General features: G+C 61.4%; 29 protein-coding genes. 11 read left to right on the plus strand and 18 right to left on the minus strand.

Annotated features, from left to right (window positions below; genetic code table 11):
• Positions 1-25: 25 nt before the first annotated feature.
• The 7 genes from J2887_RS00585 to J2887_RS00615 form a co-directional block, all read right to left on the minus strand.
• Positions 26-1,066: a helix-turn-helix transcriptional regulator gene (locus tag J2887_RS00585; protein WP_227173361.1), complete on the minus strand. Its 1,041-nt coding sequence runs from the start codon at positions 1,064-1,066 to the stop codon at positions 26-28.
• Between the two features lie 345 nt (positions 1,067-1,411).
• Positions 1,412-1,780 carry a DoxX-like family protein gene (locus J2887_RS00590; protein ID WP_227173362.1) on the minus strand — a complete coding sequence of 123 codons (369 nt, stop codon included), beginning with the start codon at positions 1,778-1,780 and terminating at the stop codon, positions 1,412-1,414.
• Positions 1,781-2,254: a DUF2269 family protein gene (locus J2887_RS00595; RefSeq protein ID WP_227173364.1), complete on the minus strand. Its 474-nt coding sequence runs from the start codon at positions 2,252-2,254 to the stop codon at positions 1,781-1,783.
• Positions 2,247-3,380 carry a saccharopine dehydrogenase NADP-binding domain-containing protein gene (locus J2887_RS00600; protein ID WP_227173366.1) on the minus strand — a complete coding sequence of 378 codons (1,134 nt, stop codon included), beginning with the start codon at positions 3,378-3,380 and terminating at the stop codon, positions 2,247-2,249. The genes J2887_RS00595 and J2887_RS00600 overlap by 8 nt, the downstream gene beginning before the upstream one ends.
• A 27-nt stretch (positions 3,381-3,407) precedes the next feature.
• Positions 3,408-3,656, minus strand: a complete 249-nt coding sequence (locus tag J2887_RS00605; RefSeq protein ID WP_227173368.1) for a helix-hairpin-helix domain-containing protein — start codon at positions 3,654-3,656, stop codon at positions 3,408-3,410.
• Positions 3,657-3,660: 4 nt separating this feature from the next.
• Complete coding sequence (locus tag J2887_RS00610) at positions 3,661-4,260, minus strand: DUF1287 domain-containing protein (protein ID WP_228752829.1); 600 nt, start codon at positions 4,258-4,260, stop codon at positions 3,661-3,663.
• Positions 4,261-4,279: 19 nt separating this feature from the next.
• Positions 4,280-4,588: a hypothetical protein gene (locus J2887_RS00615; protein ID WP_227173370.1), complete on the minus strand. Its 309-nt coding sequence runs from the start codon at positions 4,586-4,588 to the stop codon at positions 4,280-4,282.
• Positions 4,589-4,992: 404 nt separating this feature from the next.
• Between J2887_RS00615 and J2887_RS00620 the strand changes: the two genes are divergently transcribed.
• Together J2887_RS00620 and J2887_RS00625 are read left to right on the plus strand one after the other, a co-directional pair.
• The gene (locus J2887_RS00620) at positions 4,993-5,397 is read left to right on the plus strand and encodes a hypothetical protein (protein ID WP_227173371.1); all 405 of its coding nucleotides are present in this window, start codon (positions 4,993-4,995) and stop codon (positions 5,395-5,397) included.
• A gap of 12 nt (positions 5,398-5,409) precedes the next feature.
• The gene (locus tag J2887_RS00625) at positions 5,410-5,613 is read left to right on the plus strand and encodes a hypothetical protein (protein WP_227173372.1); all 204 of its coding nucleotides are present in this window, start codon (positions 5,410-5,412) and stop codon (positions 5,611-5,613) included.
• Here the strand turns inward: J2887_RS00625 and J2887_RS00630 are convergent.
• From J2887_RS00630 to J2887_RS00640, 3 genes are all read right to left on the minus strand, one after another.
• Positions 5,581-6,573 (minus strand): IS30 family transposase, encoded by a 993-nt coding sequence (locus J2887_RS00630; RefSeq protein WP_227173374.1) that lies wholly within the window; start codon positions 6,571-6,573, stop codon positions 5,581-5,583. The two genes, J2887_RS00625 and J2887_RS00630, sit on opposite strands and share 33 nt — an antisense overlap.
• A gap of 66 nt (positions 6,574-6,639) precedes the next feature.
• Positions 6,640-7,278: a hypothetical protein gene (locus tag J2887_RS00635; protein WP_227173375.1), complete on the minus strand. Its 639-nt coding sequence runs from the start codon at positions 7,276-7,278 to the stop codon at positions 6,640-6,642.
• A gap of 23 nt (positions 7,279-7,301) precedes the next feature.
• A complete protein-coding gene (locus J2887_RS00640) occupies positions 7,302-9,200 on the minus strand; it encodes a winged helix-turn-helix domain-containing protein (protein WP_227173377.1) in 1,899 nt (632 codons plus the stop codon).
• 178 nt (positions 9,201-9,378) lie between these two features.
• Between J2887_RS00640 and J2887_RS00645 the strand changes: the two genes are divergently transcribed.
• On the plus strand, positions 9,379-10,188 hold the full coding sequence (locus tag J2887_RS00645; protein ID WP_227173379.1) for an alpha/beta fold hydrolase: 810 nt from the start codon (positions 9,379-9,381) through the stop codon (positions 10,186-10,188).
• Between the two features lie 89 nt (positions 10,189-10,277).
• On the opposite strand, the gene J2887_RS00650 is transcribed toward J2887_RS00645, so the two are convergent.
• The 4 genes from J2887_RS00650 to J2887_RS00665 form a co-directional block, all read right to left on the minus strand.
• Positions 10,278-10,679 (minus strand): hypothetical protein, encoded by a 402-nt coding sequence (locus J2887_RS00650; protein ID WP_227173381.1) that lies wholly within the window; start codon positions 10,677-10,679, stop codon positions 10,278-10,280.
• A 24-nt stretch (positions 10,680-10,703) separates the two neighbouring features.
• A complete protein-coding gene (locus J2887_RS00655; RefSeq protein ID WP_227173383.1) occupies positions 10,704-11,180 on the minus strand; it encodes a L,D-transpeptidase family protein in 477 nt (158 codons plus the stop codon).
• A 22-nt stretch (positions 11,181-11,202) separates the two neighbouring features.
• Positions 11,203-11,607 carry a DUF1801 domain-containing protein gene (locus J2887_RS00660; protein WP_227173385.1) on the minus strand — a complete coding sequence of 135 codons (405 nt, stop codon included), beginning with the start codon at positions 11,605-11,607 and terminating at the stop codon, positions 11,203-11,205.
• A gap of 185 nt (positions 11,608-11,792) precedes the next feature.
• Positions 11,793-12,425 carry an MBL fold metallo-hydrolase gene (locus tag J2887_RS00665; protein WP_227173386.1) on the minus strand — a complete coding sequence of 211 codons (633 nt, stop codon included), beginning with the start codon at positions 12,423-12,425 and terminating at the stop codon, positions 11,793-11,795.
• Positions 12,426-12,601: 176 nt separating this feature from the next.
• On the opposite strand from J2887_RS00665, the gene J2887_RS00670 reads away from it, so the two are divergent.
• A complete protein-coding gene (locus J2887_RS00670) occupies positions 12,602-12,823 on the plus strand; it encodes a hypothetical protein (protein ID WP_227173388.1) in 222 nt (73 codons plus the stop codon).
• Complete coding sequence (locus tag J2887_RS00675) at positions 12,820-14,202, plus strand: ribonuclease J (protein WP_227173390.1); 1,383 nt, start codon at positions 12,820-12,822, stop codon at positions 14,200-14,202. The genes J2887_RS00670 and J2887_RS00675 overlap by 4 nt, the downstream gene beginning before the upstream one ends.
• On the opposite strand, the gene J2887_RS00680 is transcribed toward J2887_RS00675, so the two are convergent.
• The 4 genes from J2887_RS00680 to J2887_RS00695 form a co-directional block, all read right to left on the minus strand.
• The gene (locus J2887_RS00680) at positions 14,172-14,975 is read right to left on the minus strand and encodes a metal ABC transporter permease (protein WP_227173391.1); all 804 of its coding nucleotides are present in this window, start codon (positions 14,973-14,975) and stop codon (positions 14,172-14,174) included. The two genes, J2887_RS00675 and J2887_RS00680, sit on opposite strands and share 31 nt — an antisense overlap.
• Complete coding sequence (locus J2887_RS00685) at positions 14,965-15,921, minus strand: metal ABC transporter solute-binding protein, Zn/Mn family (protein WP_227173392.1); 957 nt, start codon at positions 15,919-15,921, stop codon at positions 14,965-14,967. The genes J2887_RS00680 and J2887_RS00685 overlap by 11 nt, the downstream gene beginning before the upstream one ends.
• The gene (locus J2887_RS00690; protein ID WP_227173394.1) at positions 15,911-17,056 is read right to left on the minus strand and encodes a hypothetical protein; all 1,146 of its coding nucleotides are present in this window, start codon (positions 17,054-17,056) and stop codon (positions 15,911-15,913) included. The genes J2887_RS00685 and J2887_RS00690 overlap by 11 nt, the downstream gene beginning before the upstream one ends.
• Before the next feature lie 71 nt (positions 17,057-17,127).
• Positions 17,128-18,441, minus strand: coding sequence for a hypothetical protein (locus J2887_RS00695; protein ID WP_227173396.1), 1,314 nt, complete (start codon positions 18,439-18,441; stop codon positions 17,128-17,130).
• A 301-nt stretch (positions 18,442-18,742) separates the two neighbouring features.
• On the opposite strand from J2887_RS00695, the gene zigA reads away from it, so the two are divergent.
• The 6 genes from zigA (at position 18,743) to J2887_RS00725 (ending at position 25,465) form a co-directional block, all read left to right on the plus strand.
• Complete coding sequence (zigA, locus tag J2887_RS00700; protein ID WP_227173398.1) at positions 18,743-19,981, plus strand: zinc metallochaperone GTPase ZigA; 1,239 nt, start codon at positions 18,743-18,745, stop codon at positions 19,979-19,981.
• 135 nt (positions 19,982-20,116) lie between these two features.
• Positions 20,117-20,542 (plus strand): hotdog fold thioesterase, encoded by a 426-nt coding sequence (locus J2887_RS00705; RefSeq protein WP_227173400.1) that lies wholly within the window; start codon positions 20,117-20,119, stop codon positions 20,540-20,542.
• Positions 20,500-20,997: a YchJ family protein gene (locus J2887_RS00710; protein ID WP_227173402.1), complete on the plus strand. Its 498-nt coding sequence runs from the start codon at positions 20,500-20,502 to the stop codon at positions 20,995-20,997. The genes J2887_RS00705 and J2887_RS00710 overlap by 43 nt, the downstream gene beginning before the upstream one ends.
• Positions 20,998-21,127: 130 nt before the next feature.
• A complete protein-coding gene (locus tag J2887_RS00715; RefSeq protein WP_227173403.1) occupies positions 21,128-23,209 on the plus strand; it encodes a TonB-dependent siderophore receptor in 2,082 nt (693 codons plus the stop codon).
• A gap of 38 nt (positions 23,210-23,247) precedes the next feature.
• A complete protein-coding gene (locus J2887_RS00720; protein ID WP_228752830.1) occupies positions 23,248-23,457 on the plus strand; it encodes a DUF3565 domain-containing protein in 210 nt (69 codons plus the stop codon).
• A gap of 325 nt (positions 23,458-23,782) precedes the next feature.
• Positions 23,783-25,465 carry a methyl-accepting chemotaxis protein gene (locus J2887_RS00725; protein ID WP_227173405.1) on the plus strand — a complete coding sequence of 561 codons (1,683 nt, stop codon included), beginning with the start codon at positions 23,783-23,785 and terminating at the stop codon, positions 25,463-25,465.
• Positions 25,466-25,598: the final 133 nt, after the last annotated feature.

The raw sequence follows: 25,598 nt of genomic DNA on the forward strand, positions 1-25,598 counted from the left end.
CAATGACGAGTTAACCCTTAAGGGCTTAGGTCCCCAAAGTGTTTGGGGACCTGGGGTCGAAGTCTGGCCCCAGCTTGCTGTAATCCCGGGGAGACATACCGACCTGTTCCCGAAAGGCGCGGCTGAATTGGCTCAGCCCCCGGAACCCGCAGGCCAAGGCAATGTCGGTCAAGCTTGCAAGTTCTCGAGTCTGGAGTCTATGACGCTGCTGCAGACAACGTTTGGCATAATCAATCCGGCGTCGCTTTATCTCCCGCCGCACGGTCGTCTGGTGCTGACGAAACAGACGATGAACGTAGGATGATGACACCTGCAGTGCCTTGGCCATCTTATCGACGGAGAAATCCGGGTCTGTGAAATTCTCATCAATACACTCGAGGTAGATCTGCCAGCGTTTCCCGGCCAGCGGGCGGCTTTCAATGGGCTGCTTGGTCAGACATGCGTTGAGCAGTTCCGCCACGGATAGCAGGTAATGTTCCCTTTCCGCCTCCGGAATATTGGTGATGGTTAATGGCAGTAATTGCAGATAGCAACGCAACGCCGCACCAACCGATTGGTGACCATTGATGATCTGGAGGTGCAGGTCTTTTCTGTTACGCAACGCCGGTGCGAGTTTGCTTCTAGGGATATGGCAGTTGATGGCTTTTCCTTGATTCATCAGGGCAAATGCAAATTCCTGCTGCATATCCAGCAACAACAAATCACCGGGACGTAACTGACGGCGTTGAAAGTTATGCTCAACGATTGCCCGGGAGCCGCTCAGACAGATCAGGACCAGATGCTGATAGTTGTCTGCCAGGTGTCGTTGACTACGCTGCACAATGTTGGGCTGAAACTGACTAGCACTGAGTAGAATGCCGTGTTTCCGGTCCTGGTAATAGCGGATGTTGGCATCAAAGTCACACGGGGTGGCGGCGTAATCATTGGCCGCTATGATGTCGCAATTGTAGGGCACAAACTGGGTTGCCCGCTGTTTCCAGAGCGACCAGCGTCTTGCCGCAGGCCATGTCTGACTGGAAAGTTCCGTATTTTTCACGAGCAGCGGTTCAGGTTTCTTGTTTGTCATAATTTATCCGTGAAACCGATGAATCAAATTCTTGGGTAGATGGCTCTGCCCTCCAGAGAACACTCTCCTTGTTTACCCCCAATCATACCCAGGGTTGTGGGGGTTACCAGCGATTGGCCATCATCAGTTGCCCTCGAAGGTCATCACGCTGGTGCCAGCCAACCCGCTTAACTCGATGCTGGAAAGTAGCATGCTTCAGGTGGTCGTCTTCGCCATGATGGTGAGGGTGGCCCTGGCCATGCACCGCCGCCCCAGGCCAACCGGTGAGGATGTGCTGATCCGCAACGACGGGTCCGACTAGTGCCGGACGGGGGCTGGCCACCAACGAGCATCAACGGTACACCATCACTCACGGGTGTGGGCGTACAAGCCGCCAATCAGAACGAGCAATGGAAGGTTCTTGGTCAACGGTCCGAACGGGTGGGTCCAGAAACCGGGGTCGATGATGGTGAGCAGCAGGGTGTAGGTGGCGATGACCATCAGTTGAACCAGATAGCACGGTTTCAGCTTGCGCCCCGACAGCACCCACAGGCCGATCGCCGCGTCCACCAGGCTGCCCGAATAGAGACACACGTCGGCGAAGGTGCCGGTGATACCGCCGCTGGCCAGTACCTGGTAGCCAATGTCCCTGGCCAGGAAGGCTGAGGTGACGGCGGTGAACAGCCACAGAAAGCTGAGGCTTAGGCGGGCGGCGAGGTGGAATCCGTCGGTCATCTAAACCACCGGCAACGGCTTGAACACCATCAGCCAGAACAGCACCACAATGGCGGCAAAGGCGGGGATGCCCAGCGCGGTCCAGTAGCGCATCAGGCGGTGGAATCCGGGGGCCAGCACGCCGGTGGTCAAGGCCTCTTCCGCCAGGGCCCTGAGCCGGTACTGGATGGCAATTACCGGCAGCCAGCACAGCCCGATGAAGGCAAACAGCAACCCCACCAGCAGGAACCAGGCCGAGGTGAAGGCGTAGCCGAGCCGGTCCATCAGCAGCACACCAGTGACCGCCTGGGTCACCACCGCCGGTGCGGTAAACAGCCAGTCGGCCAGCACCACATGGCGAGTGGTCACCGCCAGGGCGGCAAGGTTGGCTGAGCGGTTGGCCATGAACATGAAGAAGGCGATGCCGGTCCCGGTGCCGGCCACCACCACCGCGCTGAGAATATGCACCAGCTTCAGCAGCAGGTAGCTATCCATCGGTCACCTCGGTTCGGTGGTGGATGGCCAGTGAGCGGATTTCCTGGTCAAACTCCGCCAGCGAATACAGGCCCAGGCAGGGCGTGGCGCCGCGGGTGGTGAGTGATCCGGCGATAAGTTTCCTGGCAAGAATGATGGTGGAGATGGTCGGAATGTACGGGCCTTCGCCGTTCTCGGCACAGAGCAGCCAGTTGATGTGCCTGGTCTGGCCGCTGTGGTCCCGCCCCGACAGGTTGATCTGCATGCCGCCGGTGTCGGTCCCGCTACGGATGAACCACTCGCTGGCGCGAACAATGGGCCGGGTGTAGGCCGACCAGTCCCTGACCAGGCCCACTTTCGCCAGCCAGGCCATCATCACCATGCCCAGGTGCAGCACGGGCAGCTCCAGCCCCGCCTGGAAGTGAACGGTTTTGACCGGACGGTAGCGCTCGGGGAACAGTTCCAGATCGGGGATGTTGATATTGGCAAGCCAGCGCCGGCCGATGGTGGGGCCGAAATCCTGCTTCCGGGGCGCCATCCAGCCATACTGGTTGCGCCATTCACCGTCATCGAACACCGGAAACGGATGACCGGTGTAGGAAAGAATGCCGTGGACGGTCGCTTCACCCCGCTCAGCCTGGTTTCCGGGGGCAATGGCAAAATCGATGCGTTCTAGAGCCGAGAACTGATCGGTGAAGTGATCGATCACCGCGGACGACAGCCCCGGCACCGAGCTGGCGCCGGCAACCACCAGCACATCACGGGCGCGGGCCTGGTCGTCCAGACTGTCGATGTCGCAGACGAAGCGGCGATCGTCCGCCAGGTCGATGTAGTGGCTGCCGATGGCAATGCAGGCCTGCGGCACCCGGTAATCCTGTCCCTGGAACGGCCCGCCGGTGTGGATAACCAAGTCTGGCGCAAACGCTCGCAGGTCATCTACGAAAGTCGCCCGATTGATGTCGAGCACCGCCGGCTCCAGGGTGGCCGGCGAGCCCCGGGCAGCCAGTTGCCGACACAACGCCTCCGCCTTGTCGGCATTACGGCCGGCAATCAGCAGGACGGTGCCTGCTGTTCCCGACAGGTTCTCGGCAATGCGTTTGCCGAAGTTTCCATAGCCCCCGAGGATCAATACCCTGCGTATCGCCATTCCCTGCTTTCCTGTCATTGTTGACTGTCAGTCGAGTGGCGTGGCCACCGCTTTTGCCTGAGAGATGGCCGCTGCAACGGCGGTTCGGGCCTGTGGGCTGTTCTTCCAGCAGGTGGTGCCCAGCATTGAGGCGACCCGGTCGGCGATCTCGCCGGCCTCACAGGTGGCCAGATCCGCCAGGGTGTCGATGCCGATCTCCTCAAACCGCTTCACCACGGTAGGGCCAACCCCTTTCACCGCCAGCAGCAGATCTCTTTCTGAATCTGAAAATGCCATGGGTTTACTCCGAGTAATTGGGCGGAACGTAGCGATAATGCCCGGTGATGTTGTAGGAGAACAGCCGGTCTTCGAGTTTTGGGCCTGTGCCGATGTTGTGAACAATCAGCGGATGGCCTGTTGTTTCAGAGCGCTGGTCTGTAACGATGCCAATGTGGGGCAGGTTGCCTGGCAGCCTCCAGGACACCACATCACCGGGTGCGTAGTCACGCGGGTTGTCGGTCACGGGTAACCTTTGGCCATGCCGTGCAAAGAATACCCGCAGATTTGGTACCCGGCGATGGTCGATGTTGCTGTCGGGCCGGGTCAGGCCCCAGATGCGCCGGGAGGGGTAGGCTTCAAAGTGCCCAGACATGTCTTCATGGACCAGGAGCTGAAGATCAGCCCCCAATGCGCGATAGCTGCGGATAATCACATCGGTGCAGACCCCCAGGTGTGGTGGGACATCGCCATTGGGGTAGGGAATGGTGAAATAGGAGCCGTCGTAGGTCACCTCCTGCTGGGTCCGATCCATCGCGGCCTGGACCAAGGCTGCCTCAAAGCTGTCGGCCAGGCTGGTTTGAGTGGCTATGAGCAGAACGGCGGGCATCAGGATTCTGATCACGGTTCAGCGGCTCCCAGGATCAATGTGGATCAAAGAACGTCCAGATGTTGTGCTTGCGGGCGTACCAGAGCATCAATGGAATTTCGATCACCAGGTAGGTCAGCAAACTGAACCAGAACCAGTTGACGGACCAGAACAGCAGGCTGAACTCCGTGCCGCTACCCCAGAACTTCGAGCCAGCCACCGCCACAGCGACGCCACTGGCAATGAGATCGTTCACGGCAATCCGGTGGGTATTGGCGCCACAGAATCTTGGATAGACAAAGAAGTACGCGATGACAATGATGATCGCGTTGATGGTGAGTATGACGAATTCGGGTGTGTTCATACGGTTAGTGTTGAGTGATGGTTGTCTCTTACTGCCAGATTTCATCGGCAGCTATGGTACCCCGTGAAGTTCGGTAGAGAGGGTCTAAATTCTTGTGAATCGGTTGTAAATCTTGGAAATCTATTGTTGCATATCGCAACGGCCAGAAGTTCCCAAGATCATGGCGTGCCCCATTCTTACCCATCCTTGTGGTTGGGTGGCATTGAAGGCTCTAGCTGGTGCCTTTAGCATGCCAATCCATCTCTTATGTCACTTTCATGACCCTTAAGGGCGTACGGTTACTCATTTCGTGGATTTAATCAATACGTTGCTTGTATTGTCTGCGTGACTTCCCTAGGGTTTTGACGTTGGGCTAAGAGTGTTTCAGTGTTGGCGTGGTCCTTTTCTTAAAATAGGGAAGATACATGGAAATTCCTAGGATCTACTGTTGTGATAGCTGGCTTCGGTTAGTCTTATCGACAAAGGAAGTTTATGAGAAAAAAGTAAGTGAATTGGAACGCATCTACTGTATTATTTCCGGATCTGACGTATTTTCAAATGACTCGGTTTCTTTTCTTTTTGTTTTTGATTCAGAGGCTTGGCTTTTGCCAAAATATACCCCCGGACTTCGAGATTTAAAGGGTGATTTTGCAATTTTTGGTGGTAGTCTCGTGGTTACGATCGACTATTTGCCTCGGCGCTGGCGAAAAGGGTTTTGGCTGTTTAGAGGAATTGAACCAAAGATTGGTGTTTATGGTTTAGAAGATTTTGACCTAGCTAAGGCTAATTTTAGAGTGCATAGTGAATGCTCTGCTTCAGATTATTTATAGGGAGATTTTGATATGAGTGCGGAAATTGGCGCATCGGATAATATATGTGTTCCTGTTCCAGCTGAAAATCCTGCAGAAGGTTTACGCTTTCTAGAAGGGATTGCATCTGGAAACGTTGGTGCAGGGCTTAAGATGACATCGCTGGGTCAGACGCTTCCCGATATTCGTCAGGAATACCTGAAGTCAAACAATAAGTGCAGCACCACTCGTTGGTAGTGCCCCGGAATATTCTCCCCAGAACACCTCCGCCGGTGTGCGGTACCCCAGCCGTTTTCTGGGGCGATTATTGATCTCATCGACCACCCGATTCAGGGCTCGCTGACTGACCGCTGAGAAGTCGGTTCCCTTCGGATAGTACTGCCGTATCAAGCCGTTGGTATTCTCATTGGTCCCACGCTGTCCTGAGCAATAGGGATCACAGAAGTACGTCGCCATGCTCAAGGCTTTGGCCATTCTCTGGTGGTCTGCGAACTCACTGCCATTGTCCAGCGTCAGGGTGCTGACGGCGCCGCGAATCGGCGTCATCAAGCGGATGATCGCATTCGTCGTCAGGTCGGCTGTGACACGCGCCAACCGGCCTGCCAGCAAGTATCCGCTACGACGTTCCACGAGCGTTACGATGCCTGACTGCTTGTGGCCGTGCAGAACCGTGTCTCCTTCCCAGTGACCCACCTCCAGACGCTGGTCTATCTCGGCAGGTCGATGCTCTATACCCCTTCGATTCGGGATCTTGCCCAGTCCCGCGCGCTTGGCCATATCTCGTTGAGCGCGGCGCCTCCTGGAGTGTCGGCCGTAGGTCCAGAGCTTGCCGCCGTTGGCGCGGTCCCGAAGGATCAGGTCATAGATCCACTGGCGGCTGACCCGGAGCTGCCCCAGGCGCGCCATCAGGCCTGCGATCTGATCCGGACTCCAGCGCTTTCGGATCAGTCGGCTGACCCAGTCAATCAATGACGAAGCCCGCTTGTGGGCTTTATTGGCCTGCCGTCGCCGCTGGTCACTGCACTGCTGTGCCAAGGCAGCCTGGTAACCCCCTGCGGTCGCGTTGCGGCGTAGCTCCCGACAGACGGTGCTGCTGTGGCAGCCCAGAATCGTGGCAATCTGGCGTTGGCTCTTGCCTGCCACACGCAGGGCAGAAATCTGGTATCGTTGTTCCTGGGTCAGTTGTCGGTATCCCATCACTGCTTCACTTTGGTCGGTAAAGCGAATGAGGGTACCGGCAGCGACCCTCCTTCCTCTACCTCGTTATCTCAAAGTGCTGCGGTTATTGTCTGACATCAGGTCCAGCATCTTCATCCAGCAGCCGATGAAGGTGTTAATGGCGACCGCCACAACACCGCTGATCCAGACCCCCACGGCGCTGAGGAGCGACATGATCCCGATGGCGATGTAAGGATCGCCTTTGGGGTGTCGGATCAGACCGGTTTCGTCAGCCAGCACGGGGCTCAACAGGAACAGCAGCGGAAAGGCCAGGGCCACGACGGTGATGGCTTTGATGGCGAAGATCGGCGATACGCTGATTGGGCGCCGGATAATGGCTTCTATCACCGCGCCGGCGACCACCAGAATCAGGCAGAGCCGCCCGAACAGCGACATGACGATGGCCGCAAAGTCGATGTCGTCTTTACCGGGTGAGGATGAGAACCGCAGGTTCTCCACGCCAACAAACCGGCTGTAGTCGTCACCCGCCAGGCTCACCGCCAACCGCAAGCCTTTGACCAGCAACTCCTCAGAGTAAAACCCGAGCAGAACCAGAGATACCATCGACCAGCACACCACCGGAAACGACAGCACGACATAGGACGAATAATGCAGTGCCTGCCTGGTCAGGAACAGGCCAATGCTGTGGCGTTCGGGTACGCCGACGCCGTTGATTCCTTTCATCATAAGTATCCTGTGGTTGTCATTCAGGGTTGGAAGGCCATCGCGCCCGCGTTTCTGGCATGCTCGGAGACCTGTTCCAGCAGCGTTGAAAACTCGGGATCGGCGACGGTGGTGCGAAGCTGCTCCAGCGAATCGACCGCCTGTTGCGGGTTGTCGGCGAGTTGATCACTGATGGTGGCCAGTTGCTGGTAGCTGGCCACCCGCGCTGCCAGTCGCCGGGCGTCAAGATCCATCGCAATCCGGTAGGCCCGGTCGAGGTAATCCTGCAATCGGGAGGCGTCAACGCCGCTTTCTTCGCCATGCAAAAGCAAGGATCGGGCGGCCAGCAGCAATGCCTGGGCGTGCTCATAGGGCTGTTGCAACCGGGCGATGACGGTCAGCGCCTGCTCCAGATAGCCGTGTTGTTCCTTCGGCGACAGTTCCGGGTGTTGCGCCAGGGTCACCAGGTTCAGGAACAGCGCGGGCTGATAGCCTTTGATGGTAAGGCGGCGTACCTGTGTCTCCAGTTCAGAGACACTGGCGGGCGGGGCGGTTTCACCCAGCGGAAGCGCCGGAAAGCTGCCAATAAAGTGATTCGGTACTGGTTTGTCCGCCATCGCAACACCCCCAACGCCTGTGCCCGATTGCAGGTAGGCAATGTGAGCCGACAGCCGGTCCGCGAGCTGTGCCAGTGGGGTGTCGTGACTGGCAGAGGCTTCCGACGTCTTTACTGTTTGCAGCAGTCGGGCAGCCTGCGGCAGGTTGTCCCGTCGGTACTCGATCAGCGCGCGCCAGTAGCTTACAAAGTCTCGCAGTGTGGGTTCCGAATCCTGCTGCAGGGCCTGCTCGAAACGTGCATCCGCTTCGGCCCACTGGCCCAGATAAAGCTGGCAGACGCCCAGGTAGGCGACCGACCAGGCATGGCTGGCATCGATCTGGGCGGAGGCCCCAAAGTAGTAACGAGCCAGTATCGCCCCCTCGTTATTCAGCGCCTGCACTCCGCGTGCGTATTCATGCATGGCGCTGGGGATGTAATCGTAGCTGGGCAGGTCCGGTGTGCCGCCGTTGGGTTGGAGCTGGCGGTACAGTTCGCTGACTACGCTGGTCATCGACACCGCCAGATCCTGCCGCTCAATCCGGCCGGCAACCGGGTCGTTCTGTTGCGAAATCAGCTGGTACTCCAGGGCCTGCTGATCGTTTGCGAACCGTACTGTGCCCTGGATGGCCACATCTACCGATGTGTCTGCCAGTAACTGGCGTATTTGGGGCGGGCTGGCCTGGAGGTCACCGCTGTCGGTGAGCAACTGGCTGCTGATCTGGGCTGGTGTGATTACCTCCAGACCATCAATCAGCATCAGGTCGCTGGCCATCATGTCCGCCAGGCCCAGCTCCACCCAGTTCATGGATGGGGTCCCGGTCTGGTTCTGGAACGGCAGCACCAGCACTGTCATGCCCTCGGCGGATGCGTCCTCCGGTGCTGGCTCGACCAGAACCACAATCAGTGCCACCAGCAGCAGGACGATGGCCGCGCCGGCCAGCAGTCCCGGCGGTGTGTGGAGGCTGAGAGTACGAAGGTTAAGCGTACGAAGGTTAAGAGTACGGAGGTTAAGAGTGTGGGTGGGCGCCGCTTCCACCTCGGTCACCGGGCAGATCCACTGGAATCCCTGGTTGGGCACCGTGCGAATGTAGCTGGGAGACGCGGCGGCGTCGCCGAGCACCTTGCGCAGTTCGAGAATGCTTTGTGACAGCGAGTGTTCCCGATACTGGCCATGCTCCCAAAGGGTGCCCAGCAGCTCCTCTTTGCTGACGATGCGTTCCCGGTGGGTCAGCAGGTAGCACAACAACTGGATGAGCTTATGGCGCAGGGCCACCGGCTCATCGCAGTCTTTCTGCCACAGGCGGCCGGCCTGGGGGTCAAACCGGAACCCCTCGAATTCGATCATGCTGGCTTCAATTCCTTCATTCGAATTACCGGCCGCTTCCAATGGGAGGCGAAGTAACTTATTGAATAATAATATTTTTGAGATGATTTGAAGGGTATTTTATACGAATTTTATTGTCTCAGGGAGGTGCGGGTTGCCACGCTTCGGTCCGTTTTCAAATCCAACCGAAGAGGTCTGAATGATGAACGGATTACTGAAGAAAAGTCTTTCCTGTCTGGCGCTTGGCTGCACATTCGTTACCGTCCCTGTGGCCCAGGCGGCCGATGCACCGGCGATGGTTCTGGTGCATGGCGCCCATTTTACGGCAACCGCCTGGGAACGGGTTAAGGCACAGCTGGGCGATCGCATCGACAGCCATGCCATCGACCTGCCGGGGCGTAACGATCACTTCCTGCCGGAAAAAGTGTCACTGGAGCTGTCGGCGGCATCCCTGTGCTCCTTCATGTCGACCATCCCGGGCGACAAGGTTGTGGTGGCGCACAGCCAGGGCGGCGCGGTGGTGAATGCGTCGCTGAGTCTGTGCCCGGACGAGAACATCAGCAAGCTGGTGTATGTCACGGCGGTGGCGCCCCTGAATGGCGAGGGCGTGTTCAGCAAATTGAGCAAGGCCGATGAAACCCACTACTTCGCGGGCGTGAGTTTCAACGAGAAGACCATGCGGATGGATATCAGCAATCCCGACAACTTTGCCAGCAGCTTTGCCCAGGATGCCAATGCCGAGCAGCAGCAATGGCTGAAACAGCAGGCCGTTGCCGAGCCGGCGGGGATTGGGGAGGGCACCATTGACCTGAACCGGGAGCGGTTTGAGGCGCTGGAAAAGTACTATGTGTTTGCCAAACGCGACCAGATCATCTCACTGGAGTCCCAGCAACGGACCGCCGGCGATCTTGACCTCGCCGCCTCGTTCGAGATCGACAGCGGTCATCTGCCAATGCTCACCCACAGCAAGACCCTGGCAGACCTGCTGGTTCAGATCAGCGAGCGCTGACTTCTCAGGGACTCGATAGGGACTCGACAGGGACTCGACAGGGCCGAAACATCGCTGGCAGTGAGAGCCTGCTCTCGCTGTTCAGCGATTCATTGTCGGGCTTTCAACCTGGCTGCGATGGACGGAGCCAGCACCGTTACTGCAAGCACCAGAGGCCAGAGATTGCCGTCTTTGAAGGTGTAGGGCATCAGCAGTTCTGCCCGGGATTTGCTTTGCCACAGCCCGAATGAGAACTCGAACATCAGGGTCAGCACCAGCCAGCCCAGGCCAACCGCCAGGCGTTGCCAGGTTTGGCGCAGCTGCAGCCAGGGCAGCGATGCATACGCGACAGCAAGGATCAGCGCCGAGAGCAACACGCCGCTCAGGATCAGCGCGCCGGGGGCACCAAACCAGGGTAGCAGTACCGTCTCCCGCAATACGCCATTGGCCATCGCCAGGACCAGAATGCCAAGCCAGACGGCCAGTCCCTTGAGGATAACGGTTAGGGGCATTCGGTGTGTCTCCACGCTTTTGGATCACCAGGCAATGTCGATCGGGGTGCCGACCTCGACCAGCGCCATGAACTCGTCCATCTCGGTGTTCGTCAACGCAATGCAGCCGTTGGTCCAGTTGAAGCGCTGGGTGATCGGTGCCAGCCAGCCCAGCCAGTTGCGCTGGCCGTGAACCATGATAAAACCGCCGGGCGAGACGCCGAGTTGCCCGGCATTGGCAACGTCGGCAGCGTTCGGGTAGCTGACGTGCATCGCCCGATAGAACGCCGAGTCTTCTTTTCTGTAATCGAGGGTGTAGCGGCCTTCCGGCGTTCTTTCATCGCCTTCCTGGACTTTGTGTCCCTGCGGATTGGCGCCGAACGCAACGTGGTATTCCCTGACCACGACATCCCCTTCCAGGAGATACATTCGATTTTCCGACTTATCTACCCGGACCAGATCCACCGCGGCAAAAGCGGGTGTCGTCAGCCAGGCAATGAGCAACCAGGCGAGCGTTTTCATGGCTCCTTAAGGCTCCTGTGTTTCAAGCGCCAAGTAATGGCAGATGCTTCAGGCGTTGGTATTTCAGCGCCAGTTCGATGCAGTGGCGTAACGGTCCGTCGTCAGTATCCGACTGCAGCGGGATGAGTAGTGCCCGGTTGCCCTCGTACTCGAAGGCGTCCGGGTAGATTTCCCGGAAAGTCTCGACAAGCCTGGTCTGGCAGTGGAAGAACAGCTTGACGACGTCTGGCGATTTGGGCTTCCAATCGATCCGAATGGTACTGCCACCCTTCACACGGAAACTGGCCTCGCCCCACTTGACGGTTTCTTCGACCGCGCCGAGAGAGTGCGCTTCTGCCTCGGCAAGGATAAGACCTCGCACCCTCGCCAGCTGCTGCTGTGCGTCTGGCGGGTAGCTGGCAAACCTGGCCAGTAACTCAAGCGTCATGTCATTCCTGCCGTTGTATTTGAGCATTCGATGGCCCTGGCTTCATGCAACTTAATGAAACTGTCTTTGCCATCACAGTAGACATCAATGTCACCGTTGCATTCAGCTGCCACCTTGATGTTGAGTTGCTGGTACTTCAACGTTCATATCGCAACATTCCTGAATGTCTGCGGAAAACGGTAAAGTTACCGGACCAGTTTCTCAAACGCACGATGCACAAGGCTCGGCCAACTTCCCGGGACAATGGTTTGATAGGCATTGCCTCCGTCAAAACCGCTGCAAATAACTGCGTCTGGAGCCAGTTCCTGCAAGAGTTTCAGGCTTTCTGCGAGTTGTTCGTGGTCGCTATAGCCTGGTATGTAGCCGGCTGCCCAGGTGCCCTCCTTGGTGAGGGTAAGCGTATCGCCAGTGAACAGATACCGGCCATGGGCTGAATGCACGTAGAAACAGGTGCTGCCGGGGGTGTGGCCAGGTGTGGGGATCACATCGATGTTATCCAGTTGCACTTCCCGCCTCTCGAACAGAATATCTGGAACCCGGATACGGGCAAACTCGCTCTGTTCATGGATATGGCCGCCCAGCTGGGCCCCAAAGCGCTGGCGAATGACATTGAGCGATTCCCCAAGCTCGTCCTGATGGCTCAGAAACTGATAGGCCACGCCACCCAGATCCGCCATGTCTTCGATATCCTGATGGTGGCCGGTGTTGTAGAACAGCACATTACCGGTCTCCCGGGTGAGCAGGTAGGCGTGGGTATAAAGACCCGGGGCGGGGTTCTCGACGGCGGTCTGCCACAGGTCAGGAAGTATGCGTTTCATGATGTCCTCCTTGATTTTCGGTGAGGCCATGAGTATGAAACCTCAAGTGGGCTTGAGGTCAAGGTGGTCTGTGGATGTTCGGCCATACCACTGAACCTCCGGCCACCGGGATCGGTATACTCCTGTAATGAGTTGAACAGAGACTCCTTAAACGCCCATCGCCATTGGAGATCGCCATGACCCAACGTACGCCACGGATTGAGGACGTGATTCCCGACGTCCGCGACGGCCTGACCCGGCTCGACCGCACGGTGCTGTTTGTGCTCAATGAGGCGCGGCGGGAGCGGCAGGATGGCTGGGTGCCCACGGCGATGCTGTACGGACGGGTGCTGGAGTACGTCAACATCAGCGAAGCGGAACTCCAGGCCAGCCTGCAACGGCTGGGGGTGAGTTCATGACCCCGGACCAGAATGACCTGTGGTTCCTGCCCCTCGGCGGCACCGGCGAGATCGGTATGAACCTGAACCTCTACGGCCACGACGGCCAGTGGCTGATGGTGGACTGTGGTGTCACCTTTCCCCGGCCGGGGCGGGTGATTGCCGATGGCAGCGTCCACCGGGCCGGTGAGCCGCCGGTGCAGATGGCGGACCCAGCGTTTATCGCCGACCGTCGGGAGCAACTGGCGGGGCTGGTGATCACCCACGCCCATGAGGATCACATCGGCGCGGTGCCGTACCTGTGGCCGCTGCTGCAGTGCCCGGTGTACGCCGGCCGCTTTACCGCCGAGATCCTGCGGCGCAAGCTGGCGGAGTTTGATCTGCTGCACCGGGTGCCGATCATCGAAGTGGCGATGGGGGAACGGCGCTGCATTGGCCCCTTTGAGGTGGAATGGCTGGCGCTGACCCACTCCATTCCCGACCCCAGTGCGCTGATGATCCGCTGCCCGGCGGGCAACATTTTCCACAGTGGCGACTGGAAGCTGGACGATGATCCGGTGGTGGGCCATGGCTACTCGCCGAAGACCTTCCAGGCCCTGGCGGAGGAGGGTGTGGACGCCATGGTCTGCGATTCCACCAACGCCACCGTCAGTGGCCACTCCACCTCGGAGCGGGCGTTGCAGGAAGGCTTGCAGGCCGCGGTGGCCGAGGCCGAGGGCCGGGTGGTGGTGACCTGTTTCGGCAGCAACATTGCCCGTCTCCACACCCTCGCCGGGGTGGCCCGGCAGACCGGTCGTTACATGGGGCTGTTGGGGCGCTCACTGATCAACATGAGCGGGGCGGCACGGGCGACGGGGGTGTGGGCCGACGGCGACCGACTTATCAATTCCGCCCACCTGGGCTACCTGCTCCGCCATGAGGTGCTGGCGGTGGCCACCGGCAGCCAGGCCGAACCCCGCACCGCGCTGACCCGGCTGGCGGCGGGCAATCATCCCGATCTGGAACTGGAGGCGGGCGACCGGGTGATCTTCAGCGCCCGAGCCATTCCCGGCAACGAGGAAGCGATTGCGGCGCTGATTGCCAAGCTCGCCGGCCAGGGGGTCAGTGTGGTCACCGCCGAGGCTGCCAACCTGCCGATTCACGCCTCGGGCCACCCTGCCAGCGAGGAGCTGGAAGCAATGTACCGCTGGGTCCGCCCGACCCTGGCGATCCCGGTCCATGGTGAGGCTGAGCATCTGGCCGCCCACGCCCGGCTGGCGCGGGACACCGGCATTGCCAAGAGCCTGATCGGTCGTAATGGCGACCTGTTCATGGTGCGCCCGGTGCCTGGCATTCGCCGCCAGCTGGTGGCGACGGGACGCCTGGGGTTTCAGCGCGGCGAGCTGGTTCCGGTGGTCTGATGGCCGGCGGCCGGATGGTCGCTGGCCGCTGAGGCTCGCAGACCGATCAGCCACCACAGGCTGGCCATGGCCAGGGTGGCCAGCACCACACAGGTGCCGGCGGGCAGGTCCAGGGTGGCGGACAGTGCCAGTCCCAGGGCGTGACCGGCAAGACAGGTCACCACCGCACCGCCGCTGCGACCATGGCGGGCGCAGGCCACCAGCGGGGTGGCGATCAGGCTGACAAACACCACGTAGATGCCCGCCAGGGTCACCGCCACCGCCACCGCAACGGCGAACAGTGGCAGAAACAGCCGCTGTTGCCAGCTGTGGTTGAGACCGTGCTGCCACAGTTGCACCAGCAGCGCCATCAATGCCAGTGCCGGCAGTTGCCCGGTGGTGGTCCACAGCAGGTCACCGTCCAGGGTCTGGGCCAGGCGTTGGGCACCGTGGGGGTCCTGGCTGACCACCAGGGTGGCGAGGCTGGCGCCGAGCACATAGAGTAGGCCGATCAGTGCTTCCCGGTGCCGTGGCTGGTTGCGGACCAGGGTGTGCACCAGGGCCACGCACACCAGCGCGGCGGCCAGCGCCGTCAGCGGCAGGCCCGCCAGGGTCAGGCTGGCGGTTCCCCCAATCAATGCGCCCAGCGCCGCCCACTGGGCGATGGCCAAGTCGGCGAACACCACCCCCCGTTGCAGCACGGTGATGCCCAGAGGCACCAGCGCCAGGGTGATCAGCAGACTGGCGGTCAACGGCGCCAACAGCCAGCTCCACGCCATCATCTCAGCGCTCACCGGCGGTTGCCTCCATCGCCTCGACCAGTCCCTCGACAATGTGGCCAATCAGTGCTGCCAGGGTGTCGGTACCGGCCTCGTCGGTCACCGTGCCGGGCACCACCAGCACCGCCAGTTGCTGGCGGTCTGCCAGCCAGTCCGCCGGCCGCCTGTCCTGATGGCGGGCCACCAGGATTGCCAGGGCGCTCTCCAGTGCCGGATCGTTGGCCAGCTGATGCAGGTGGGCGGTGCTGGGGGGCAGGCCGGGTTTGGGTTCCAGATCCAGAGCGGCGTCAACGCCCAGCCAGCGCAGCAGGTAGTGGAAGCTGCCGTGCTGCACCACCACCGATTGGCCGGCGAGCGCCGCGGCCTGCTGGCGCCAGCCTTCCCGTGCCAGGTTCCAGTTCACCCGCCACCGCAGCAGCCGTTGCTGGATGGCTTTGGCCTCGTCGGGGAAACGCTGCTGCAGACGCTGCGCCAGGTGACCGGCAATCACCGGCACCGCGTCCGGGTCCAGGTGAATGTGGGGGTTGCCCTCGGGGTGGACGTCACCAAGGCTGCGGTCAACGTGCTGGTGGGGCTGGTGCAGCGGCACTGTTTCCGCCGCCAGCAGCAGCCCGGGGCCGCCGGGACGAATGTCCGGATTGGCGGCCTTGCGCAGCAGCGAGGGCAGCCAGCCGGCTTCCAGCGAGGCGCCGCTGCATACCGCCAGGTCGGCGTCCCTCAGGGCGGCGATCAGACTGGGGCGGGCTTCGATGTAATGCGGGTCCTGCCAGGCGGTGGTGGCGACGGTGAGGTCGGCCTCCGGCAGCAGGGCACGGGTCAGTGCTGCCCACTCCGGCTCGCAGGCGAACACCGCAGGTCTGGCCTGGCCCAGCGCCGGGGCGATAGTCAGTACCAGCAGGGCCGGTGTCAGCCATCGCCGCAGTGAGCGCCAGGTCATGCTGCATCGGCGATCAGTAATCATGGGCACCGTGGGCTCCAAAACTCATGACGTACTGCACGGTGACGGTGTTGTCGTCGGCTTCGAAGCCGTCCGTGCTCTGGTGGGTGTACTGCAGGCGCAGGGTGGAGAAGTGGGAGTGGGACCAGGCCAGCATCACTTCGGTTTCTTCCAGGGACTGGTCGTGGAAGTGATCACCATGGGCCTCCTTGAGGTCCACCTCACCGTAGCGCACGCCGGTGCTCCACTGCGGGGCGAACTGATAGACCGCCGAGGCGTACCAGCCTTCCTGGGTGTCGTCTGAGCTGGCGTAGCGGTTGAGGTCATCGGCGTAGAGGTACTCCCCGCTCAGGGTCAGCTGACTCTGGCGGGTGTTGCCCTGGGGCGCCCACTTCCACACCAGATCGGTGATGTAGAGGTTTTTGCCGGTGTAGCTGGCGCCGTGGCTGTGGCCGGCGTGGTCATGGTCGTGATCGTGGTCATGATCGTGCTCCGCGTCACCATCACTGGCGACGTCGGTGAGGCGGTTGCGCAACCAGGCAAAGCCGGCCTGCCAGCTCTGGGACGCGGACAGGTCACCGCCAAGCTTGGTGCTGAGGGTGTAGACGCCGATGTCCTCGTCGCCGTCGGTGTCGCCCAGGCGGTCACCGGCCAGGGCCTCGGCGCCGACGCGCCAGTAGAAGGGGGTCGGCAGCAGCAGGTTGACGCGTACGCCGTCGTCAAAATAGTGGCTGCCCAGCAGTGCACGGTAGGCGGCGGGCCGTTCGACAAAGTCATCGGCGTGCAGGTGCTGACCGTTGAGGTAGCCGACCTGGGACAGGAACCGCCCGGCCCGCAGGTTGAGGTGCCAGGGCAGGCCGGTGGTCTGGATGTAGGCTTCTTCCAGGCCCAGCTCGGTGTCACCGGCGTGGTCTTCCAGCACCGCGGTCAGACGGCCTTCGAAGCGGTCGTCGATGGGCGATGACAGGGTCAGTTCGGTATGGCCCAGGCCAAAACCTTCCTCACGGTGGGACAGTGCCTGCTCGCCACTGCGGTAGTAGCCGTCGAGGGTGACGCCGATGTTGGGGTTGAGTTCATTGGCCAGCAGGGCCGGGGAAGCAAAAGCGGACGAAAAAAGCGCCAGCGCGCTGGCGCCGGCGAAGTGACGCAAATCGGTCATGGTGGTGATGGCTCCGGTTGCCGCCGCCCCTGCGCGCTGGGGTGCAGGGAGCGCAGGGGCGGGCGGTGGTATCAGTGGTTGTGGTCGTCGTGGCCGTGGTCGTCCTCGGCGAAGCCGAGCCAGGTAACGGCGGTGGCGGTGTAATCCAGGCTCTGGGTTGCCAGCAGTTCGCCATCGTGGCTGTCGATGGTCTTCAGGCTGCGCTCACCCGGCACCAGCACGTACAGGTGCTCTGCCGACGCGGTGATGCTGGGGGCGGCATCGTCTTCGCCGAAGGGCCCGGCGACGGTCACTTCGGCGACCTGCTGCCAGTCGCCTTCGGCATCAAACAGCCGCAGGACGCCGTCGCTGCCAAGCACATAGAAGTGATGGCCATGGGGATCGAAGTCTCCGACCAGAGGGCGGACGCCCTGGGGCAGGCTCAGCGCCTGATAGGCCGAGGCGGCATCGCCGGCCTCCGGGTCGACCACAAAGTACTGCTGACTGGCGTAGGCGTAGGCCACCATCTTCTCCAGCGCCGGGTGGCTTCGAAGCGTACCGATGCGGGCATCGTCCGCCAGCCCAGCGGGGTTGGCGAGCTTGCGGGCAGGCTGGCCATCCTGTGCCAGGTCGATCACCAGCAGGCCATCGGTGCAGCCGAACGCCAGGGCGTGATGGTTGGCCGCCGCGCCATGCAGGCCCGGACAGGTGAGGTCGTAGCGGGTTTCCAGGGTGAAGGCATCGCCGTCGAAGTGATAACGCTCCACCTCGGCCGGCAACGTGGTGTCGGTGATGGCGGCGTCGCGATAGGTCACAAACAGCTTGTCGTCCAGCAGCTTGGCAACGCCGTGCATGTTGTTCTCCAGATCCAGGCTGGCGACCACCTGACCGCCACCAATGCCGCTGTCAGACAGCACGGAGACGCTCGAGCTGGCGGCGTCAGAGCCGTCAAAGAACACCGCCGCGTGGTCGTCGTGGACGGTGTAGTGGGTGGGGCGGGTTGCGTTGAGGGTCAGCCCCACCCACTGCGGGCTTTCGGCGTAGTCGTGCATGTGGTCGCCGTGGTCCTCGGTGTAGAGACCGCCGTCGAGGAAGGAAACCTTGTTGTCCTCGCGCTGGATGACCACCGCGTAGCGCTTGTCGGGGCTGCTGTAGAGCCGTGGCGTGCTGCCGTCGAGCGCAAAGCGGTCAAGCTCGTTGCCGGAATCCAGATCCAGCACCCGCAGGTCGCCGGAGTCGGCATCGAACAGCGCCAGACGACCGGCAGAACTCAGGTCGGTGTGGTCGTGATCGTGGTCGTGGTCGCTGTGATCATTGTCCGAGTCGCTGCCGCCGCAACCGGCCAGCAGGGAACTGAGGGCCAGTGCCAGCAGGCTGTGGCGGGCGAGGGAAGACGTCAGTAGCATGTTATCTCCTTAATGTTATAACGTAACTTTCAGGGAACGTTTATGAGCAACGTTCATGAGTGGCTTGCAGAAGCCACGTTCAAGGCTGCTGCGCTCTAAGAGTTCACGGTCCGGGCTGTCACGTTGCGGACGGATGGCCGCGCCCTGCAGAGTCGGACGTCCGGGTGATCCGCCCGGGTTTGGCAACGTGGATGGCGTTCTTCTTCGCCATGAATGTTATGTTATAACGTTTTAATTGTGAAGCCCGTCTCCTTACCAGGGAGCGGACGCCCTAAGACGATAACGCGATGAGAGGAACCCCATGAGCCAATCCCCTGCCACTGCGCAACCTGTAGCGGATACCGACGCCCGGCTGCCGGTAACGGTGCTGTCCGGATTTCTTGGTGCCGGCAAGACCACGGTGCTGAACCACATCCTTAACAACCGCGAGGGCCGCCGGGTGGCGGTGATCGTCAACGACATGAGCGAGGTGAACATCGACGCCAGCCAGGTGCAGCGGGAGGTCACCCTCAACCGCGCCGAGGAAAAACTGGTGGAGATGAGCAATGGCTGCATCTGCTGCACCCTGCGGGAAGACCTGCTGGTGGAAGTGCGCCGGCTGGCGGCCGAGGGCCGGTTTGATTACCTGGTGATTGAGTCCACCGGTATCTCCGAGCCATTGCCGGTGGCGGAGACCTTCACCTTTGAGGATGAGACCGGTGTCAGCCTGTCCCAGGTGGCGCGGCTGGATACCCTGGTGACGGTGGTGGATGCGGTGAACTTCCTGACCGATTTCGATCGGGCCCAGTCCCTGCAGGAGACCGGGGAGCACCTGGGTGAGGAGGACGAACGCAGCGTGGCGGACCTGCTGGTGGATCAGGTGGAGTTCTGCGATGTGATCCTGGTGAGCAAGACCGACCAGGTTGAAGCGGCAGAGCTGGATCGTCTGCGGGCGGTGCTGCGGTCGCTGAACCGGGACGCGGAACTGATCCCGATCCAGCACGGAGCGGTGGCGCTGGATCGGGTACTGGATACCGGCCGTTTCAGCTTCGAACGCGCCGCCGAGGCGCCGGGCTGGCTGCAGGAGTTGCGGGGTGAGCACACCCCGGAAACCGAGGAATACGGCATCGGCTCGGTCACCTACCGCGCCCGGCGGCCGTTCCATCCCGCCAAGTTTTTCGATTTCCTGCACCAGGACTGGCCCCGGGGCCGGCTGATCCGCTCCAAGGGCTATTTCTGGCTGGCGTCCCGGCCGGAGGTGGCGGGGCACTGGAGCCAGGCTGGCGGTATGGCGCGCTACGGCCGCGCCGGGCTGTTCTGGCAGGGGGTGCCGGAGCAGTACTGGCCCGCGGATGCGGAGTCCCGTCAGGCCATTCTGTCCGGCTGGGAGGAGCCGTTCGGCGACCGGCGCCAGGAACTGGTGTTCATCGGCCAGAACCTGGACACCGAGTGGTTGCGACAGCGCCTGGACGGCTGCCTGCTCGACGATGTCCAGCTCGCCGCGGGTGAGGCATTCTGGCGTACCCTCAACGACCCGTTCCCGAGCTGGGAGGGTGAGTGATTGTCCAGGTTCAGATCATCGGCGAGGGGAGATGGTTAGCTTTGCTCATTGATTAAACGACTCCGGCGGGCAGAATAACGGCCACAACTAAAATATGGGTCACGCCTGCCGGCGTTCCCGATCAGGAGAGAAGCTATGGCAATTTGGGCAACCACCCCGAACCTGGAGATGCTGGCGGCATCCAGTGAAAACACCGCGGTCAGCACCCTGGGTATCGAGTACCTGGAAATCGGCGACAACTTCGTTCGTGGCCGCATGCCGGTGGACCATCGCACCCACCAGCCCTTTGGCATCCTTCACGGCGGTGCTTCGGTGCTGCTGGCGGAAACCCTGGGCAGCATGGCTGCCAACTGCTGCATCCGTGAGCCGGGCAAGGTGGCGGTGGGTCTGGATATCAACGCCAACCACATCCGCTCGGTGGCTTCCGGCTGGGTTTATGGCACTGCCCGCCCGGTCCATATCGGCAGCAGCACCCAGGTGTGGGAAATCATCATCGAAGATGAGAACGAGAAGACCGTTTGTGTCTCCCGCCTCACCATGGCGGTGGTGGCGCGGCGTTGATGGCAACGCCCGCCAGCGCCGACTGCCCCTGTGGTTCCGGGGCCGCTTACGGTGACTGCTGCCAGCCCCTGCATCAGGGCCAGCCGGCGGCCTCGCCGGAGGCACTGATGCGTTCCCGCTATTGTGGCTTTGTGCTCGGACTGAGCGACTACCTGCAACGCAGCTGGCATCCGGACACCCGCCCGGCCCAGCTGGATCTGGCGGATTCCCCCGACTGGTGCGGCCTGCAGGTGCTGTCCGACGACAGCCAGGGCGATGTCGGTCGGGTGCATTTCCGGGCCCTGTACCGCCTCCCTGGCGGCTTCGGCTATCTGGAGGAGGCCTCGGACTTCCGGCGCCAGCAGGGCCACTGGTTCTACCTCAGCGGCACGCCCCACGAGGGGGTGCTGAAACCGGGCCGCAACGATCCCTGCCCCTGTGGCAGCGGCCGCAAGTTCAAGGCCTGCTGCCGATAACGTTCAGCACCAGTTGCGACCGGGTTGGCCCCGGAAGACTGCCGTGCCGGCCCGGTTGCAGAATGGTTTCGTTTGCAAATGTGAATGGGTGCCATTAAATTTCGCGTCTCAGATACCGCTGAGGTGACCCATGCCCTATTCACGAGATCCGTTTGTTCCAGGCCTGCCAAGGACGCGACTTGGCCTGATGTCGATTGCCCTGGTGCCTGCCGTGTTGATGACAACCGTCGCCCAGGCTGCCGAGGGGGACGCTGCGACCCAACTGCAGGCCCTGGAAGTGGTCAGTACCGCGCTCAAGGTGGACGTACCGCTGGTGGAGACACCGCGTCCGGCGGCGGTCGTGAGCGAGGAGGAGTTGGCAGAACGCAACGTACAGTCACTGGATGAAAGCTTCCGCTACCGGGCCGGGGTGCTGTCCGGCCTGTACGGCGCTGACAACGACACTGACTGGTTCCGAATCCGCGGCTTCGACAACTCCACCTACCAGGATGGCCTGCGCATCTACCGCGAAGGGTTCTATCAGTGGCTGCCGGAGCCATTTGGTCTGGAACGGGTGGAACTGCTCAAGGGGCCGGCCTCCATTCTCTACGGCGAGGCGCCTCCCGGTGGGGTGATCAATGCCATCAGCAAGCGGCCGAGCGACGAACCCCAGGGGCTGTTGCAGCTGCAGGCGGGCAATCGCGAGCATCGCCAGCTGGGCGTGGATCAGTCTGGCGAGCTCAGTGACCAGGCCCGTTACCGCATCGTGGGAATGTACAAGTACCGCGAAGGCGATCTGGATCGTACCGAGAACGAACGCTTTTACGTCGCGCCCAGTCTGCAGTTCGATCTCGGCGAAGCCACCACGCTGACGCTGCTGTCGAGTTTCCAGAAAGACGACGCGGTGCCCACCAACGGTTTCAAGCTGCCCTACGGCACCCTCCAGAACACGCCCTATGGCAAGGTGGACCCGTCCACCAACCTGAGTGAGCCGGACTACGACCAGAACAACCGCACCCAGGCGTCCATCGGTTACGAGCTGGAGCATCGCCTCAACGACACCTGGACCGGCATCCAGAACCTGCGTTACCAGCGTCTGGACGTAGACCTGCAAAGCACCTACGCGCTGATGGTGAACCCGGAAAACGATCGTGAAGCGGTGCGGGGACTTGTCTACCGTGACGGCCGCACCCGCAGCTGGACCGTGGACTCACGCCTGGTGGGCCGGTTCTACAGCGAGCGGACCGAGAACACCCTGTTGCTGGGCATTGACTACCAGAACCTTGGTACCAACGGCCAAGAGGCCGATCCGTTCCCGTTTGGGGCGCCGCTGGACATGTTTGATCCGGTTTACGGCAACTTCACCCCGGTGGCGGATGCCGATCTGCTGACCCGCGACATCGACAAACAGCAGACCGGTCTCTACCTGCAGAACCAGCTGCGCCTGGATGACCGCTGGGTGGTGCTCGCCGGTGCCCGTTACGACCACGCCGAAACCGACAACCTCAATGCCAGCAGTGGCGCGATGCAGCGCTCTGATGACGAGGCGGTATCGCTGTCCGGTGGTCTGATGTACCTGGCAGACAACGGTCTGTCGCCGTACCTGAGCTACACCGAGTCGTTCCAGCCGCTGACCCGCACTGACGACGATGGCCGGCTCTACGATCCCCGCGAAGGCAAGCAATTAGAGGTGGGCCTCAAGTACGCTCCCCGTGGCTTTGACGGTTACCTGACGGCGGCGGCGTTCGATCTGGAGGAGGAAAACTCCCTGGTGACGGCTCCCGGCGGTTTCCAGGTTCAGGAAGGCGAGCGTCGTTCCCGAGGTTTTGAGCTGGAAGGGGTGGGGTACCTGACCGATCAGCTGCAGGCGACGCTGGCGTATGCCTACACCGACACCGAGCGCAAGAACAAGGCTTCCGGTGACGAGAGTCGGGCCGCACTGATTCCCCGCCACCTAGCGTCCGCCTGGCTGGACTACCAGTTCCAGGGCCCGCTTGACGGTCTCAAACTGGGCGGTGGGGTGCGCTACGTCGGTGAGAGTGTCGATGGCGACACCGAGGTACCGTCCTACACTCTGATGGACCTGATGGCCAGCTACGCCATTACCCCGCAATGGCTGGCCCAGCTCAACGTCAACAACGTGGCGGACAAGGAGTACGTTGCCAGTTGCGACTACTGGTGTTACTACGGTGAGTCCCGCAGCATCATCGGCAGCCTGAGCTACCGCTGGTAAGCTTGCGGCAGCAACCGATGAGCTGAGGGAGTGACGACGTGCTGCAGCCGATGACCGCATTCCACCGGGATCAGGAAGGCCACTGGGTGGCTGAGCTGGCCTGCGGCCACAATCAGCACGTCCGTCACGATCCTCCCTGGATCAACCGGCCCTGGGTGACCACCGGGGCCGGACGCCAGGCCCGCCTGGGCCAGTGTCTCGACTGCCTGAAATGCGATCGCCACGAACCTGCTGACCGGTCCGCCTGAGGCCCGTGCCCGCCCGCCACCAGACATCTCCGTTGTAGCAAAAATTGCGACAGGTCAATAACCTGCGATTCTCCTGCCAATGCTTTGGTATCAATTTGTTCCCCGTTTTCAGGGCCATTTCCGGACAGATCGAGACAAAAAACCGTTTTGTTTCAGTTGCCTGCTAACGTTTCGCTGAGGGTCGCCCGTGTGGCGTCTGGCGCGAGCGTATTTTTCCGTTACAAACAATAACATCCGTCAAGGATGGGCTATGCATAATGTCGATAAAACAAAAGACTAGGGGCGCGGCTGATGCGCTCCCGGATTCCCGCGTGGAGAGACATTGATGCACTATCTGAACAGACTGCGTATTCGTTCACGTTTGCTGCTGGCGGTTATCGTGCCGGTGCTGATCACCGCCATGGCCGTGGCCTGGATCTCCGTCAGTCAGGTCCGTAGCAACGGTGAGGCGGAACTGGCTCGGCTCGAGCAGAACCTGCTGGATGCCCGCAAGGAAGGCCTGCGGGGCCTGATCACCTCAGCCCGGGAGCTGATTGAAGAGGTCAAGAACCGCCCCGGTCTCAGTATCGAGGAAGCCAAGCTGGAGGCCCGTGCCCGCCTCCGTTCGATGACCTACGAAAACGGCAACTACGTCTACGCCTACCGCATCAGCGACCAGTACAACCTGGCCTTCCGTCCCGATCCATCGAAAGAAGGGCCGAGCAACAACCCCAAGGTCCGGGAAATGGCCCAGACCCTGATCGCCAGCGCCCGTAACGGCGACGGCTTCTACAGCTACGACTGGCCCAACCCCACCAGTGGCGAGATCGAGCCCAAGGTGTCCTACACCATCCTGATTGATGACTGGGGCTGGATGGTGGGCACCGGTGTCTACGTCACCAACATTGACCGGGTGGTGGCTGCTGCCGCCGAGAAAGTGGATGAACAGGTGGCCGCGGCGCTGACCAACGTGGTCATCGCCACCCTGGTGGTGGTGGTGATTTCGCTGTTGCTGGGGGCCTTTGTCGGCCGCAGCGTGACCACGCCGCTGAACCGGGTGATCGAGATCATGCGGGAAATTGCCGAGGGCGATGGTGATCTGCGCCAGCGCCTGCCGGATGAGGGGGACGATGAGCTGGCCGAGCTGGGCCGGCGATTCAACGCCTTCGTGGTGAAAATCCAGAACACCGTGCAGCAGGTCGGTGCCACCACCGATCAGCTGGCCTCCGCCGCCGAGGAGCTCAGCCGGGTGGCCCAGGAAACCCGCCAGTCGGTGCAGGAGCAGGGCTCGGAAACCGACCAGATCGCCTCTGCCATCAACCAGATGGCCGCCACCATCCAGCAGATCTCCGGCAACGCCAACGAGGTGGAGAGTTCGGCCTCCGACGCCGACCGGCTGGCCCGCGAGGGTGGTGAAACCATCACCAACGCCCAGGGCTCGGTCAACGAGCTGTCACGGGAGATCGAGCTCAGTGCCGGCAATATCGATGCCTTGGCGAAGAAATCCGACGACATCCAGCAGGTGCTGGACGTGATCCACGCGGTCACCGAACAGACTAACCTGCTGGCCCTGAACGCGGCCATCGAGGCGGCCCGGGCCGGCGAACACGGCCGCGGTTTCTCGGTGGTGGCTGATGAGGTTCGGCAACTGGCCAAACGCAGTGCCGAATCGGCGGATCAGATCCGTGAGATGATCGATGGCTTTGTCACCGAGTCCCGGGCGGCGGTGGAACGCATGCGCCGGTCTGAAAAACGCTCCGGCGAGACCGTGGAGCGGATTGATCATGCCGCCACAGCCCTGCGTACCATCGAGAACTCGGTCGGCCATATTCACGATCAGGTAACCCAGATCGCCGCCGCTTCGGAAGAACAGAGCCAGGTGGCCGAGGAGATCAACCAGAACGTGATCCGCATTGTCGATGCCGCCCAGCGCAGCGACACCGGCGTTACCCAGACCTCCGACGCCAGCCATGAACTGGCACGCCTGGGCGAAAGCCTGCGGGAGCTGGTGGGCCAGTTCAAGGTCTGAGTTTCCAAGCTTTCGGGCGTTACCCCTCCCTTTGCCAGCGGCCCGTCCGGGCCGTTGGCCGCCTTTATCCAGAACGTCAATTAATGGCCTGATTTCAGGCTGTTGACTATGGTTAGTCGTAGGAATCAACAAC

It is taken from the genome of Marinobacter sp. CA1 (genome assembly GCF_020546665.1).
GTDB classification, from domain to species: domain Bacteria; phylum Pseudomonadota; class Gammaproteobacteria; order Pseudomonadales; family Oleiphilaceae; genus Marinobacter; species Marinobacter xestospongiae.

Excerpts from the sequence above, each read along its gene's own strand:
- J2887_RS00585 (WP_227173361.1), bottom strand. The coding sequence starts at position 1,066 with ATGACAAACAAGAAACCTGAACCGCTGCTCGTGAAAAATACGGAACTT.
- J2887_RS00590 (WP_227173362.1), bottom strand. The coding sequence starts at position 1,780 with ATGACCGACGGATTCCACCTCGCCGCCCGCCTAAGCCTCAGCTTTCTG.
- J2887_RS00595 (WP_227173364.1), bottom strand. The coding sequence starts at position 2,254 with ATGGATAGCTACCTGCTGCTGAAGCTGGTGCATATTCTCAGCGCGGTG.
- J2887_RS00600 (WP_227173366.1), bottom strand. The coding sequence starts at position 3,380 with ATGGCGATACGCAGGGTATTGATCCTCGGGGGCTATGGAAACTTCGGC.
- J2887_RS00605 (WP_227173368.1), bottom strand. The coding sequence starts at position 3,656 with ATGGCATTTTCAGATTCAGAAAGAGATCTGCTGCTGGCGGTGAAAGGG.
- J2887_RS00615 (WP_227173370.1), bottom strand. The coding sequence starts at position 4,588 with ATGAACACACCCGAATTCGTCATACTCACCATCAACGCGATCATCATT.
- J2887_RS00620 (WP_227173371.1), top strand. The coding sequence starts at position 4,993 with ATGGAAATTCCTAGGATCTACTGTTGTGATAGCTGGCTTCGGTTAGTC.
- J2887_RS00625 (WP_227173372.1), top strand. The coding sequence starts at position 5,410 with ATGAGTGCGGAAATTGGCGCATCGGATAATATATGTGTTCCTGTTCCA.
- J2887_RS00630 (WP_227173374.1), bottom strand. The coding sequence starts at position 6,573 with ATGGGATACCGACAACTGACCCAGGAACAACGATACCAGATTTCTGCC.
- J2887_RS00635 (WP_227173375.1), bottom strand. The coding sequence starts at position 7,278 with ATGAAAGGAATCAACGGCGTCGGCGTACCCGAACGCCACAGCATTGGC.
- J2887_RS00640 (WP_227173377.1), bottom strand. The coding sequence starts at position 9,200 with ATGATCGAATTCGAGGGGTTCCGGTTTGACCCCCAGGCCGGCCGCCTG.
- J2887_RS00645 (WP_227173379.1), top strand. The coding sequence starts at position 9,379 with ATGATGAACGGATTACTGAAGAAAAGTCTTTCCTGTCTGGCGCTTGGC.
- J2887_RS00650 (WP_227173381.1), bottom strand. The coding sequence starts at position 10,679 with ATGCCCCTAACCGTTATCCTCAAGGGACTGGCCGTCTGGCTTGGCATT.
- J2887_RS00655 (WP_227173383.1), bottom strand. The coding sequence starts at position 11,180 with ATGAAAACGCTCGCCTGGTTGCTCATTGCCTGGCTGACGACACCCGCT.
- J2887_RS00660 (WP_227173385.1), bottom strand. The coding sequence starts at position 11,607 with ATGACGCTTGAGTTACTGGCCAGGTTTGCCAGCTACCCGCCAGACGCA.
- J2887_RS00665 (WP_227173386.1), bottom strand. The coding sequence starts at position 12,425 with ATGAAACGCATACTTCCTGACCTGTGGCAGACCGCCGTCGAGAACCCC.
- J2887_RS00670 (WP_227173388.1), top strand. The coding sequence starts at position 12,602 with ATGACCCAACGTACGCCACGGATTGAGGACGTGATTCCCGACGTCCGC.
- J2887_RS00675 (WP_227173390.1), top strand. The coding sequence starts at position 12,820 with ATGACCCCGGACCAGAATGACCTGTGGTTCCTGCCCCTCGGCGGCACC.
- J2887_RS00685 (WP_227173392.1), bottom strand. The coding sequence starts at position 15,921 with ATGATTACTGATCGCCGATGCAGCATGACCTGGCGCTCACTGCGGCGA.
- J2887_RS00690 (WP_227173394.1), bottom strand. The coding sequence starts at position 17,056 with ATGACCGATTTGCGTCACTTCGCCGGCGCCAGCGCGCTGGCGCTTTTT.
- J2887_RS00695 (WP_227173396.1), bottom strand. The coding sequence starts at position 18,441 with ATGCTACTGACGTCTTCCCTCGCCCGCCACAGCCTGCTGGCACTGGCC.
- zigA (WP_227173398.1), top strand. The coding sequence starts at position 18,743 with ATGAGCCAATCCCCTGCCACTGCGCAACCTGTAGCGGATACCGACGCC.
- J2887_RS00705 (WP_227173400.1), top strand. The coding sequence starts at position 20,117 with ATGGCAATTTGGGCAACCACCCCGAACCTGGAGATGCTGGCGGCATCC.
- J2887_RS00715 (WP_227173403.1), top strand. The coding sequence starts at position 21,128 with ATGCCCTATTCACGAGATCCGTTTGTTCCAGGCCTGCCAAGGACGCGA.
- J2887_RS00725 (WP_227173405.1), top strand. The coding sequence starts at position 23,783 with ATGCACTATCTGAACAGACTGCGTATTCGTTCACGTTTGCTGCTGGCG.